This is a genomic window from Streptomyces sp. NPDC014889, from assembly GCF_043081205.1.
In the GTDB taxonomy this organism is placed as follows: Bacteria; Actinomycetota; Actinomycetes; order Streptomycetales; family Streptomycetaceae; genus Streptomyces.
This window is the reverse complement of record NZ_JBIBWH010000021.1, coordinates 92008-104599: the sequence shown is the minus strand read 5'-3', so window position 1 is coordinate 104599 and position 12592 is coordinate 92008. Positions and strand designations below refer to the sequence as shown.

7 protein-coding genes and 2 pseudogenes are annotated in these 12592 nt (G+C 70.1%); 2 read left to right on the top strand and 7 right to left on the bottom strand.

Annotated features, from left to right (window positions below):
• A partial coding sequence (locus ACF09J_RS32440; RefSeq protein WP_392309036.1) for an alpha-mannosidase occupies positions 1-2153 on the bottom strand: 2153 nt, incomplete at its 3' end.
• A gap of 35 nt (positions 2154-2188) precedes the next feature.
• Positions 2189-2689, bottom strand: a pseudogene (locus ACF09J_RS32435) (endo-beta-N-acetylglucosaminidase); the annotation flags it as partial.
• Positions 2690-2691: 2 nt separating this feature from the next.
• Here ACF09J_RS32435 and ACF09J_RS32430 point away from each other — a divergent pair.
• Positions 2692-3429: pseudogene (locus tag ACF09J_RS32430) on the top strand (LacI family DNA-binding transcriptional regulator); the annotation flags it as partial.
• Between the two features lie 151 nt (positions 3430-3580).
• Here the strand turns inward: ACF09J_RS32430 and ACF09J_RS32425 are convergent.
• Positions 3581-4141: a TetR/AcrR family transcriptional regulator gene (locus ACF09J_RS32425; RefSeq protein WP_392309035.1), complete on the bottom strand. Its 561-nt coding sequence runs from the start codon at positions 4139-4141 to the stop codon at positions 3581-3583.
• Between the two features lie 117 nt (positions 4142-4258).
• Here ACF09J_RS32425 and ACF09J_RS32420 point away from each other — a divergent pair, with 117 nt between their 5' ends.
• Entirely contained in the window at positions 4259-4945 is a 687-nt protein-coding gene (locus tag ACF09J_RS32420; RefSeq protein ID WP_392309034.1) for an SDR family oxidoreductase, read from the top strand.
• Between the two features lie 125 nt (positions 4946-5070).
• Here ACF09J_RS32420 and ACF09J_RS32415 read toward each other — a convergent pair whose 3' ends face one another.
• From ACF09J_RS32415 to ACF09J_RS32400, 4 genes are all read right to left on the bottom strand, one after another.
• Complete coding sequence (locus ACF09J_RS32415) at positions 5071-6363, bottom strand: FG-GAP repeat domain-containing protein (protein WP_392309033.1); 1293 nt, start codon at positions 6361-6363, stop codon at positions 5071-5073.
• Complete coding sequence (iolE, locus tag ACF09J_RS32410; protein WP_392309032.1) at positions 6360-7283, bottom strand: myo-inosose-2 dehydratase; 924 nt, start codon at positions 7281-7283, stop codon at positions 6360-6362. Before iolE ends, ACF09J_RS32415 begins: the two co-directional genes overlap by 4 nt.
• 21 nt (positions 7284-7304) lie before the next feature.
• Positions 7305-8972, bottom strand: a complete 1668-nt coding sequence (locus tag ACF09J_RS32405) for a pyranose oxidase (RefSeq protein WP_392309031.1) — start codon at positions 8970-8972, stop codon at positions 7305-7307.
• A 317-nt stretch (positions 8973-9289) separates the two neighbouring features.
• On the bottom strand, positions 9290-12016 hold the full coding sequence (locus ACF09J_RS32400; RefSeq protein WP_392309030.1) for a discoidin domain-containing protein: 2727 nt from the start codon (positions 12014-12016) through the stop codon (positions 9290-9292).
• Between the last annotated feature and the right edge of the window lie 576 nt (positions 12017-12592).

Sequence of the window (12592 nt, the reverse complement as noted above, 5' to 3'; positions counted from 1 at the left end):
CGGTAGAACTCGTCCACGTCCCAGGCGTCCCACATGTTCGGGAAGTCGGGGTGGAGTTGGAGGAGGTTCGCGGCCCGGCCCTCGGCGATGGTCTCGCGGTCGGCCTCGATGTCGTAGGCCGAGACGACGAGCCCTCGGGCGTCGATCACGATCCGCAGCAGGCCGTTGTCCAGGACGAATCCGCCGCCCGCGCGGGACCTGAGCTCCGTGTGGCCCTCGGTGACCGGGGTGGCCGCGCCGCCGGCCGGGACACCCGCCCGCGGGTGCGGGGCCGCGTTGAAGACCAGCGGTACGCCGCACTCGCCCGCGAGCGCGTGCTGGGCGGACTCGATGATCTCGTTCAGCTCTCCGGCGATCCGCTGGTAGGTGGCGCGGGCCTCGCGGTGCACCCAGGCGATGGACGAGCCGGGAAGGATGTCGTGGAACTGGTGCAGCAGCACCGTCTTCCAGATCCGGTCCAACTCCTCGTACGGGTAGGCGAATCCGGTACGCACGGCGGCGGTCGCCGCCCACAGCTCCGCCTCGCGCAGCAGGTGTTCGCTGCGCCGGTTGCCCTGCTTGGTCCCCGCCTGACTGGTGAGCGTGGCCCGGTGCAGCTCCAAGTACAACTCGCCCACCCAGACGGGTGGTTCGGGGTATTCGGCCTCGGCCTTGTCGAAGAAGGCCCGCGGGGTCTCCCACACGACCTGTGCCGAGCCTTCGAGGTCGCGCAGCCGGGCCGCCTTGGCGATCATCTCCCGGGTGGTGCCGCCGCCCCCGTCACCCCAGCCGGTAGGGGCCAGGGAATGCCGGGCGAGGCCCTTGTCCTTGAAGTTGCGTGCCGCGTGAGCGATCTCGCTGCCCTTCATGGAACAGTTGTAGGTGTCGACGGGCGGGAAGTGGGTGAAGATGCGGGTGCCGTCGATGCCCTCCCACCAGAAGGTGTGGTGCGGGAACTTGTTCGTCTGCGACCAGGAGATCTTCTGCGTCAGCAGCCGCGTCGAGCCCGCCGCCCTGATGATCTGCGGCAGCCCCGCAGCGAAGCCGAAGGTGTCCGGCAGCCACGCCTCATCGTTCTCGATACCGAACTCGTCGAGGAAGAACCGCTTGCCGTGCACGAACTGCCGCGCCATCGCCTCCGAACCAGGCATGTTCGTGTCGGACTCCACCCACATACCGCCCGCCGGCACGAACCTCCCCTCCGCCACCGCCTTCTTCACCCCCACCCACACCTCGGGCCGATACTCCTTCACCCACGCCCACTGCTGCGCCTGGGACATGGCGAAGACGAACTCCGGCTCGTCCTCCAGCAGCGCGGTCATGTTGGACGTCGTACGGGCCACCTTCCGCACGGTCTCCCGCAGCGGCCACAGCCACGCCGAGTCGATGTGCGCGTGCCCGACCGCACTGATCCGGTGCGCTGAGGCGGCGGCCGGCGCGGCCAGCACCTCGGCAAGCCGGGCACGGACCCGCCCGGCGCTTCCGTTCACGTCCTGGAGGTCGAGCGCGTCGAGAGCCCGGTCCACCGCGCGCACGATCTCGTAACGGCGCTGCGAGTCGGCCGGCAGCTCGGCCATCAGCTCGCCCAGCACCTCCAGATCGATGACCAACTGCCACACGGTCTCGTCGAAGATCGCGAGGTCCATGCGGGTGAGGGTGTATTGCGGCTCGCTGCCCGCGGTCTCCGGGTCGCCGAGCTGCGTGGGCAGGAAGGGGTGGTAGTCGAGGATGACGGGGTTTGAGGCGGCCTCGACGTGCAGCCGCACCTCCTCGCCGCCTGCGACGGGGGCGCCGATGCGGACCCACTGGTTCCGCGGGTTGAGTCCCTTCACGGGGGTGCCGTCGGGTCGGTAGACCAGGCCCTCGCACTGGAAGCCGGGCATGTTCTCGTCGAAGCCGAGGTCGAGGAGGGCCTCGACGGTTCTCCCGGCCCATGCCTGGGGCACGGTGCCGGTCACCCGGAACCAGCTGGTGCCCCATGGAGCACCCCACCGGGTGCCCAGCCCGATCGGCTCCGGCTCGGCAGTCAGTCCCTCGGCGACCGGCACGGGCTCGCCGGGCGCGTGCCAGACCGCGACCTCCAGCGGGACGGACTCGGGATACACGGCGGGACGGACGCGCTCGTCGAGCACCCGCCGGAGGCGGGCCTCGACCAGGCCGCTGTCGTCATGCATGGGGGATGCTCCGTAGGTCGTACGTCAGCGGGTGGTTACCAGGGGTGGGTGACGGTCGCGGGGGCCGACGAGGTGTACAGCTCGCCCACCGCGCGTACTTCGAACCGTACGGCGCGCTCTCCGGGTTCGGGAGTCAGGCCGCCGACGAAGTAGGCCCGCTGGCAGGTGCCGCCCAGGAAGCGGCGGGTGCCGTCGGGCAGCACACGGTGCAGGGTGTAATGGCGCACCGTGCCGGGTGCCGGGTGGTTCCAGGCCAGACGCAGGTCGCCGCCCGAGGCGGCGATGATCCGCAGGCCGGCCGGGGCGGCCGGGGTGTCGGCGCGGTCATGGACCGCGAGGCCGCCGAGCCGCCAGCGCACCGGGCCGCCGTCGGTGGCGGTGAGCCGGACACCGATCGCGTGCACGGTCCCGGACAGGCCGGTGAGCCGGACGGCCGAGGTCCGCCAGCCGTCCCCGGTACCGGTCGGCACGGGCAGGTACGTGTACGGCGGCGCGGCTCCGGCGGCGTCCGGCTCGGCGCTCGCCACGGCGAGCTCGCCTGGGGCTGCTGTTCCAGGTGGCGGAGGATGTCGCCGACGAGTGCGCGGTCTACCGCAGATGGTGGGCCGAGCACCGGGTGGACGGCGTCCTGGTGGTGGACCCGCGCACCGACGATCCGCGCCCGGACCTGCTCGACGAACTCGGCCTGCCCGCCGTGGTGATCGGGGGCGCGCCGGACGAACGGCACCCCGGGCTGTCCACGGTGTGGGCGGACGACGCGGGCGCGATGGCCTCGGTGGTGGACGAACTGTACAGGCTCGGCCACCGACGGATCGTGCACATCGCCGGCCTGGCCGGTCTGGCCCACACCGAACGCCGGATCCGGACCCTGCGCGCAGAGGCGCAGCGCCGCGGGCTGACCGGGGTGGAGTCGATCACCACCGACTACTCGGACGCGGAGGGCGCCGCCGTCACCCGCCGGGTCCTCGGCTCCGAGGCTCCCTCGACGGCCCTGATCTACGACAACGACGTGATGGCCCTCGCGGGCGTCGCCACCGCCACTGAACTCGGCTTCTCCGTACCGGCGGACGTGTCCGTGGTGGCCTGGGAGGACTCGGCCCTGTGCCGGATGGTCAAGCCCTGGCTGTCGGCGCTGTCCCGGGACAGCATGGAGTTCGGCCGCACGGCGGCACGCGAGCTGACCGCTCTGCTCGACGGCGGCCCGGCACGCACGGTCCGGGTGCCTGTGCCTGGGCTGATCGAACGGGAGAGCACAGGGGCTGCGCGGCGCGCGTGACCCTCACGGGCCCACGCACCCCGGAACGCGCGCCAGCACGCCCGGGGACCTGTACGTGACCGTGTGCGTCGCCGACTGATCCGGCGCTCCGCTCGGTCCGCAGCGCCTGCTCGGGCGCCCCCTCCGGCTTGTCGGCCTGCTCGGCGCCCGGTCAGCTCGTTGCCGTCAATGCCGCGCGCGCGGAGGTGAGGATCTCCTCGGAGAGCGGGGAGCCCTTGGTGGCCCGGGCCAGGATCAGCGCGCCGAGCATGGTGCACAGCCGAGCGATGCCGTCCTGGTCCTCGGCGGCGAGCCATTCGGCGAAGGCACCCACTCCCTCGGTGTAGACGCGGCGGGCTTCGGGATCTCCGGGTTCGCGCGCCATGTCGCCGGCGAGTGCGGCGGCGGCACACCCTTCTGCCGAGCTGTCACGGTGCTCGACGGAGAGGTAGGTGTCGGTGAACGCCTGCTGCGCGGTGGCGCGCTCCCCAGCGTGCTGCTCGAGCATGTCTTCGCGCAGCCGGGCGAGTTCGCCGAACGCGTGGGCGGTGGCTTCGTCGATGAGCGCCTCTTTGGAGGCGAACTGCTTGTAGAAGCCCCCGTGGGTCAGGCCGGCCGCCTTCATGAGGTCGGCGACGCTGACCTGGGTGCCCTGCTCCCGGAACAGCCGGGACGCGGTTTCCACGACCCGCCGTCGGTTCTCCTGCGCCTGCGCCTGCGATACGCGGCCCATCAGCCACCACCTCCCCAGTCGGATGCCGTTTGACATCTATCCTAGGTCCCGGTTTAGATTTTATGCGTAATCTAATTTGCACGGGGCCGCCTGACCCCCGTCACACAGGGAGCGCACATGGAACTCAAGAACGCGGTCGCCGTGGTCACCGGCGCCAACCGGGGACTCGGGCGGCATCTGGCCGCTCAGCTCGTGGAGCGCGGAGCGAAGGTGTACGCGGCGGCCCGCCGCCCCGAGACGGTGGACCTGCCGGGAGTCATCCCGCTGCGGCTGGACGTGACCGACGAGGAATTGGTCCGAACTGCCGCCGGCGTCGCCTCCGATACGACGCTGCTGGTGAACAACGCGGGCATCTCCACCACCACGCCGCTCATAGCGGGCAGTCCGGGCGCGGTGCGTCTGGAGATGGAGACGAACTTCTTCGGTCCGCTCGCCGTCACGCGAGCCTTCGCCCCGGTCATCGAGGGCAACGGCGGTGGCGCCGTGCTCAATGTCCTGTCCGTGCTGTCCTGGCTTCACCCGGCCGGGCTGGGGGCCTACGCGGCGGCGAAGGCCGCGGCGTGGGCGCTGACCGGTGCGGCCCGGGAGGAACTCGCTGCCCGCGGCATCGCCGTCTCGGCGCTGCACGTCGGATACATGGACACGGACATGGCCGCCGGTGTCCCCGCCGACCAGAAGGTCGACCCCGCCGACGTCGCCGTCCAGGCCCTGCACGGCATCGAGACGGGTCTGCCCGAGATCCTCGCCGACGACACCACCCGATACGTCAAGCAGGGCCTGGCCGCCACGCCGAACGCGGCCTGAGGCGTACTCCCACCGCGCCTGGGGAGAGTTCACCCCACTTGACCACATTGAGTGCACAACCCGTATCGCGAAGTCCACCCAGCGACATCCGCGGCGGGGGACCGCCCCCGCCGCGGATGGGTCGCTCAGCCGTCGCCGCCGGGTGGGAGAGTGACCGGGCCGGGCCAGGCGAAGGCGTTGGTGAAGAGGCGCACCTCCGGGTCCTTGGTCCGGTAGTAGCCCACCGTGTCGTAGGCGGTGATGGCGAAGTCCAGCCTGCCGTCGCCGTTGAAGTCCGCGACGGCGATGCGGGCGGTGGACTCGGTGCTCACCTGCTGCTCGATGAGCGTGTTCCCCTGAGCGTCGAGCTTGTAGTACCAGACGCCCTGCGCCGGAGCGGGCCCCCGCATGCCGATCAGGAACTCGTCGTCCCCGTCGTTGTCGAAGTCCGCCACGACCACGTGATGCCCTACGGCGTCGTACTGGGCGCTGGGACGGGGAAAGACCTTCAGCACCTTGCGCCGCCACGGCTTGGCGAACGGCGAGGCGGTGCCGTTGGGCCGCACGTATGCCGCGACGGTGTTCCCGTGGAACGGCTCCAGCGTGACGATCACCGCGCAGGACCGCCCGCCGATCCGCCCGACCGCGAGGTTGCCGCTGCCCTGGAAGTAACGGCCCAGCTCCGGCGACTTCTGCGGCGGCACGCCCGTACCGAGCGTGACGTGCTGCCAGGGGCTGCCCGGCGCGGCGCCGGGACCCGGGCCCAGCCAGCTGATCCCCTCACCGCCGGCCAGCAGGAACGACTCCCTGTCCGGTCGCGGGGTGCCTGGGAAGCGGGCCGACACCACACCGTGCACCACGGTGAAGTGCGAGGTGTCCACGGCCCTGCCCGGCCACACCTCGGCGGTCAGCACGTCGTCGGGGAGGTCGTACAGCATGACGTGCACGGGGGAGTGGACGCCGGCTTCGCCGCCCTGCGGCCCGACTACCGGGAAGGCGGCCAGCTGCAGACGCCGGTCGGTGGTGAAGTGGCCCAGCCGTAATCGGTGGGTGGCGACCAGGTCGGACACGTGCCGGCGGGGCCACGGCGCGTCCCACCTGCCGGCGCCGGGGTTCTGCAGCCAGGAGATCTTGCCGTCCTGCGGGCCGCAGTTGAACATGCAGTTGCCGTAGTCGTGGCTGAGGACCAGGTCCGGTAAACCGTCACCGGTGAGGTCCGCGGCGTCCAGGGCGACGGGCTTGCGGTCGGTCAGGGACACGATGGTTCGCTTCGTCCAGGACGGGTTCTGGTACCAGACGACCTCGCCCCGGCTGAGACCGGAGGCGACCAGGTCGGGGCGGCCGTCGCCGTCGATGTCGACGGCCTGGAGGAAGTAGCCGTCACGGGGGTCGGCGTCGATGACCGACTCGGTGAACTTCGGCGTGGCGTGGATGGTCACCGCCCCAGCTCCTTCTTCAGGTACTCGCGGGCCAGCTTGGCGTAGTACAGCGGTGGTCGCGGGCCGTGCGGGTTCTGCTCGGCCTCGACGACCAGCCAGCCCTTGTACTGCTTGGACTCCAGGGCGGTCAGGATGGCGGGGAAGGGGACTGCGCCGGTCCGGTCGCCGGGGACCGTGAAGATGCCCGCCCTGACGAACTCCTCGAAGCTGGCCGAGGCCAGCCCGGGCCTGTCGCGCACCGCGGTGCGGATGTTCTTCAGGTGCACGTGCCGGATACGGCCGGCATGCGCGTTGATCACCGCCACCGGGTCGCCGCCGGCCCAGTACAGGTGGCCGGTGTCCAGCAGCAGATGGACGTACTCGGCGTCGGTACGCCGCATGAGCGTGTCCACCTCGGCCTGGGTCTGCACCCCGGTGCCCATGTGGGGGTGGTAGACCAGCTGGAAGTGCCGCTCCTTGGCGAGCCTGCCGATCTCGTCGAGCCCTTCGGTCAGCGCCTTCCAGTGGTCCTCGGTGAACACGGGCTTGGAGTCGCCGAGGCTGATGGGCATGAGGTGGACGGAGTTGCCGAACTCGGCCACCCCGATGCTCCGGGTCTTCACCGTGCCCTTGATCGCGTCGAGGAAGTCCATCCGCTCCTCGAAGGCCGCGATCGTCCGCCCGCGCATGCCGGGCACGGTGAAGAACGTGCTCACCCACGGCTCGGTGACGCTGAGTTCGCGCAGCGCGAGCGCCGCGTTCAGCGCGTCCACGTCGGTGGGGAACTTGTGGCCGATGCTGCACCCTTCGAAGCCCGCCAGCTTGATCTCGCTGACGCACTGCTCGAAGGGGATGTCATCGCCCAGCAGCGGGAAGTCGTCGTTGGTCCAGCAGGTCGGTGTGATGCCGAGGTGAGTCTCGGCCAGCCTGATCGGTGTCATGGTCGTTCCTCCTCGACGCCTTCAAGAGCTCGGCAGGATGGTCTTGATCTTCTCGACCGCCTGCAGCGCCATGGCGACGCTGGTCAGCGTGGGGTTGGCGGCGTTGCCGAACGGGTGCAGGCCGTTGCCGCCGAGGAAGAGGTTCTTGACCTTCCACACCTGCGAGTCGGGGTCGACGACGCTTGTCTTCTCGTCCTTGCCCATCCGCGTGGTGCCCGCGATGTGCAGCGGCAGGCCCGGGGTGAGGAACTGCGGCTCGGATCCGGGCATGAAGCCGCCGAGCTGGGCAGCGACCCGCATCATGTGGTCCATCATCTTGCCGCAGTCGGCCCGCTCCTCCTTGGTGAGCTCGAAGTGGAACGTCGGCTGGGGCATGCCGAAGGTGTCCTTGATGTGGTTGCTGAACGTCACGCGGTTGCTGCGACGCGGCCGGGACATCCCGAACCACCTCAGGTCGACGATGAGCCGGCTGTCGATGTTGGGCGGCACCTCGCCGTAGCTGAAGGCGTCGCGGTGGATCTGACAGTGCCAGGGCTGCCCCGGCACGGCCGGGATCCACAGGTTCGGCTCCAGTTCGCCCTTCGGGAACGGTACGGGGTCCGCGCCCGGGGTCTTCTCCTCCTGCTTCTGCTTCTGCTTCTCGATGTACTCCTTCACCCGCGTCTGGGCGTCGGGGTACTTGCCCAGCAGGTTGACGACGTCGTCGAGGATGGACTGCTTGAGCACGGTCTGGCAGAACGCCATCGGCTGCTCGGTCAGGTAGCGGCCGAGCGACTCCGTCTGCAGGCCCGAGGCGAACAGCAGCTGTGGGGTGAGTACCGGGTTACAGGCGACGACGTACACCTCGGCGTTGATCGTCACCTTCTCGTCGAGGTCGCGGAGGTTGCGGACCTTCACCCCGGTCACGCGCTGCCGGCCGTTGCCCTCGTCGGTGAGCTCCAGCCTCGTGCACTGGTGCTCGGGCAGCAGCCGGAAGGAGCCCTGGGTGGGCGTGTGGCGCGGGTCGGCGAGCGGGCCGAGCACGGTGTCCGCGGCGCTCCAGTGCACGGCGTCGGACTTCGCCCGGTCGGGGCGCGCGCTGACCGCGAGCGGCAGTTCCTTCACGTCGGTGAATTGGGCGCGGTGCAGCACCTCACGGACCAGGAGGTGGCGTGCGGAGGAGGCGAAGACCGTCTCGGACCTGTGCAGGAGCCCGGCCGCCTCCTTGTAGAGCTTGTCCATCGCGGTCGCTTCGATGGGGTAGGCCTCACCGTTGTACGTGCGTTCCAGGGTGGCGTGGAACTCCGGCACGGCGCAGGTCCAGTGGGTCGCCATGCCGCCGACGGCGTACGTGGCCGCGGACGCGCCGAGGTTGTCGCGCTTCTTCTGCTCGGGGTTCTGGTTGTTGAGGACGAATCCCGGCCACTCCTCGGGGTTGTACGAGAAGGAGGACGGGTCGAGGGTGACCACGGGGGAGTCGTCCATCGCGATGGACAGCGGATGCAGATGCCCGCGGATGACCGACGCGAACAGGTCCACGTTCTTCTGGTACAGGAAGCTGTTCTTGAGGTGCTCTCCGTAGTTCCCGGAGAGTTGCGCACCGGCGTCGATCATCAGGACATGGTGTCCCGCGTCCACCAGCTTCCGCGCGAACGTGGCCCCGACCGGACCGCTTCCGACGATGAGAACGTCGACGTCGTACTTGCTCATGCCGTTGCCTCTCTTTCCTCCGGCGTGATTGCCGGAAATCGATAGCGGCGGGAAATGCCGCGGTTCTCTCCATTGAGGAGCCGACCGGGAATTCCGTAAATAGTTGGGCGTCACGTTCCCCTGAAGGCGTTACTTCTGTGATGAGCTGACAAATATTCCGTGCGCCCCGAAATGTGAATTCCATGCGCCGGAGCATGGGTATCGTGCGCTGTCGCATGCTCCGCCGCGCACCGGAAAAGGACGGTGGGAAAATGGAAATGGCTGTACACCCCGACTCGAAAAGCCGGGGTGTACAGCCATTTATCTGTTGTAGGGGATTACCTCTCCTGAACGACCCTCAATTCCTTGATTCCCGGCCGCTTCCCGTCGTCACCGGGATCCGTCGCCCGCACCTCCACCCGCACGAAGCGGGCGGTGACGCCGGGCGTCACCTCGCGCCAGTTCTCGCCGTCGACGGAGGCGAGCAGCCGGTGCGAGGCCGGCCGGACGTCGGACCACGCCACCGAGACCTTGGAGACGCGCACCGTGCGCCCGAGGTCGACGGTCAGGTGCGCCTCGGCCGCCTTGGGCGACCAGAACGTCGTCCCGTCCCCGTCCACGGCGGCGTTGGCATACAGGCCGGGCTGCTCCGAGGTTGCCTCGGCCGGCCGGCAGCGGGCCACGTTGTCCGTCGGCTCCAGGTCGGGGCGGCGGGTCTTGACGACCGCGGGCGCCGCGGAGCTGACGACCTGCGTGCCCCGCGGGGTCTCCAGCTCGAACGGTTTCCCCTGGATCAGCCGCACCCGCGTCTCCTCGGCGCCGATGGCCACCTCGTACGTCCTGCCGTGCGCGCGCAGGCCCTTGAGCGTGACGCCCTCCGCCAGCTGCGGAGGGAGCATCGGGTCCAGGTACACCTTGCCCGAGCGCGTGCGCAGCCCGGTGAGCCCGTGGGTGAAGACCTGCACGAAGCCGCCCTTCCCGGTCAGGAAGTCCTCGGCGGGGAACCCAGCGTGCGGATCACCGGCGCCGGCCGCCCGCTCCCCGCGTGCCTCGGAGAACAGCGCGAACGGCCCCCGTACGAAGGGCCGGACGGACCGCATCATATAGGTGTAGGCGAGGCAGCCGGGCTTGCCGATGGCCGCCGCGTCCACCGCGTGCACTGAGTCCGTCATGGCCGGGCCGTCCGGGTCGGAGCGGGCGGCGTAGTAGTCGAGGGTGTTGGCGGCCGCCTCCTCCGACATGGGCCATTCGAGGGGGTAGATCAACAGGACGGCGTCGGCCTGTTTGATCCGGTCACCCTTATAGCCGTCGAACTGCCAGAAGACCTTCGACTCCTTGTCGTACAGGATCCGCAGCCGGTCGGCGATGGCCGTCCAGCGGTCCGGCGCGTGCTCGCCCAGGACGCCGGCGGCCCCGGTGGCATTGCGCAGCGCGGTGGCGGCAGCCGCGTTGGTGTAGACGGCATCGTTCTTGTAGTTGCTGTACTCGTCGGGCCCGGAGATGTTCTTGATGGAGTAGCTGCCGTCGCCGTTGCGGGTCACTCGGCTCTCCCAGAACTCGGCGATGCCCTTGAGCAGCGGCCAGCCCCGCTCCCGCAGCCACTGCCTGTCGCCGGTCTGCTGGTAGAACTGCCAGGCGGCGAGGGCGATGTCGGCCTGGAGGTGGATCTGGGTGCGGCAGTGATCCGGCTCCACGCTGTGGCACTCTGCCTTGAGGTCCCCCTTGTCGGCGCTCGTCCACGGGAAGAACAGGCCGCGGCGCCCCAGCGCTACGGCGTTCTGCCGGGCGGCCGGCATCGTGCGGTAGCGGTACTCCAGGACCGACCGGGCGAGTTCGGGCCGGAAGGCCAGCAGGCCCGGGAACATCCAGGTCTCGGCGTCCCAGAACTTCAGGCCCGCGTAGTCGTCACTGGTCAGACCGGCCGGAGCGATGCTGTCCGGCGACCCGGCCCGGGAGTTGGCCAGCACCCCGTACAGGCTGGAGCGCAGCCATCTCTGCAACTCGGGACGGCCGTTCACCTCGATGTCGCCGCTCCACAACTGCTCCCACTCGGCGACGTGTCGTCCGAGCAACCGCTCCCAGCCACGGTCCGCGGCCCGCGCCGACTCCTCCGCGGCGCTCTGCGCGGGCCGGCGGGAGGTCAGCCCGGTATCGACGCCGACGAACTTGGTGAACGCGTACGAGCGCCCGTCGCGCACCGGCAACATCGCCGACTGGTGCGCCGTCAGCCCTTCGCCGCCACGGGACCAGCCACGCACCGGAACGCCCTCGTCCGGGCGCAGCGTCGACACCACCGCCCCGTCCACGCCGGTGCCGTCGGTCCGGAACGCCACGGCGATCCGGTCGTCGACGGACCCGCCGGGCTCGTCCCCGGTGGCCGAGAGCCGCCGCGCGCCCCGGCCGTCGATGAGGTCGGTGACGCCCGCAGTGCCGCTCCAGCGCGGGGTGACGCGCAGCCGTACGGCACCGACGTGACGGTACTTGCGGTCGGCGACGACGTCGTAGACCAGGTCGGTGGCCCGGCCGTCGGTGGTGGTCCATGTCAGTGACGTGCGCACCAGGCCACAGCGCAGGAAAACGGTCTGCCGGTAGCCGGAGATCCGGTCGGTGGGGGTCGAGGGGCCGAAGGTCTCCCGCCCGACGGTGACGGTCAGCCCCGACCAGGTGGGGAGTGCCGCGATGACGTGGCGGTCGTCGGCGGTCCGCTCGTTGTGCGCGTAGAGGCCGGCCACGAACGCCCCGTCGTAGCGGGGCGTCTTGAGGGGCCAGCCGGTGTCCCGCTTCGAGACGGAGTAGCCGGTGCCCGCGGGTGGCAGGCTCTGCCCGAGATAGCCGTTGGCCGCGTAGGCGTGATGGTCGTTCGACGGATCGGTGGACGTGAGCGCCCAGTCGGAGGGCGCCGAGTGCCCCTTGTCGGGGCAGAGTTGGGCCGCTGGTCTCGCCGAGGGTGTGGCGTCGGCGAGTGACGCGGTGGACAGGAGCGTGCCGATGAGGAGAGGGATCGTCAGCCGGGCGCGGCGTGAGGGCCGTAAGAGCGACGCGGGTCGCCTTCGCGCATGCACCATGAGGGATCTCCACAGGATCGGTGGACGGGACGTCTGATACGGGGGCTCGGTCGAGCCGCGCAGGCAGGCACACGTGCCGAGGCGCCGAAGGGAGAGGCCGGGACGGCGACAGCGTCAGCGGATGCGTATGTGCGGCGCTCCCGAGAGACGGACGACGGGGCGGCAGGCGGTGTCCAGACCCTTCACCGTCATCTGTGCTGCCCTCCCCAGGGTGTTTCCCGTCGTCAATATCGCCATTACCCAAAGCGACGGATTGACAACCTTGCGTAGTGACCACCGCTCCCGTGCGCCCTTAACGCACTCCGGCACCTTGGTGCGCGCCCCTGGCCTCCCGGTGCGCACCGGTGTCCCGGCGCACCCGCTTCTGTATGACTGGTAGTCGCCTTGGGTCTGGCCCGCGCCGGCGCCCGTGTCGGCGTCAACCACCCCCTCGCTGCTGCCAATTGTCGAGTTGTCGAGGTGTGAAGCGGGTCTGTCCCGTGGTCATGCGGTGTCGGGGGTGGCTTCCGCCCCCCCCGGACGGGGTATCCGATCTGTGCCAGATCCTCAGCGAGGTCAACGAGCTCGACGTCCGGA

Coding starts and splice junctions, on each gene's coding strand:
- ACF09J_RS32420 (WP_392309034.1), top strand. CDS start 4,259: ATGGAACTCAAGAACGCGGTCGCCGTGGTCACCGGCGCCAACCGGGGA.
- ACF09J_RS32400 (WP_392309030.1), bottom strand. CDS start 12,016: ATGGTGCATGCGCGAAGGCGACCCGCGTCGCTCTTACGGCCCTCACGC.
- ACF09J_RS32405 (WP_392309031.1), bottom strand. CDS start 8,972: ATGAGCAAGTACGACGTCGACGTTCTCATCGTCGGAAGCGGTCCGGTC.
- ACF09J_RS32425 (WP_392309035.1), bottom strand. CDS start 4,141: ATGGGCCGCGTATCGCAGGCGCAGGCGCAGGAGAACCGACGGCGGGTC.
- iolE (WP_392309032.1), bottom strand. CDS start 7,283: ATGACACCGATCAGGCTGGCCGAGACTCACCTCGGCATCACACCGACC.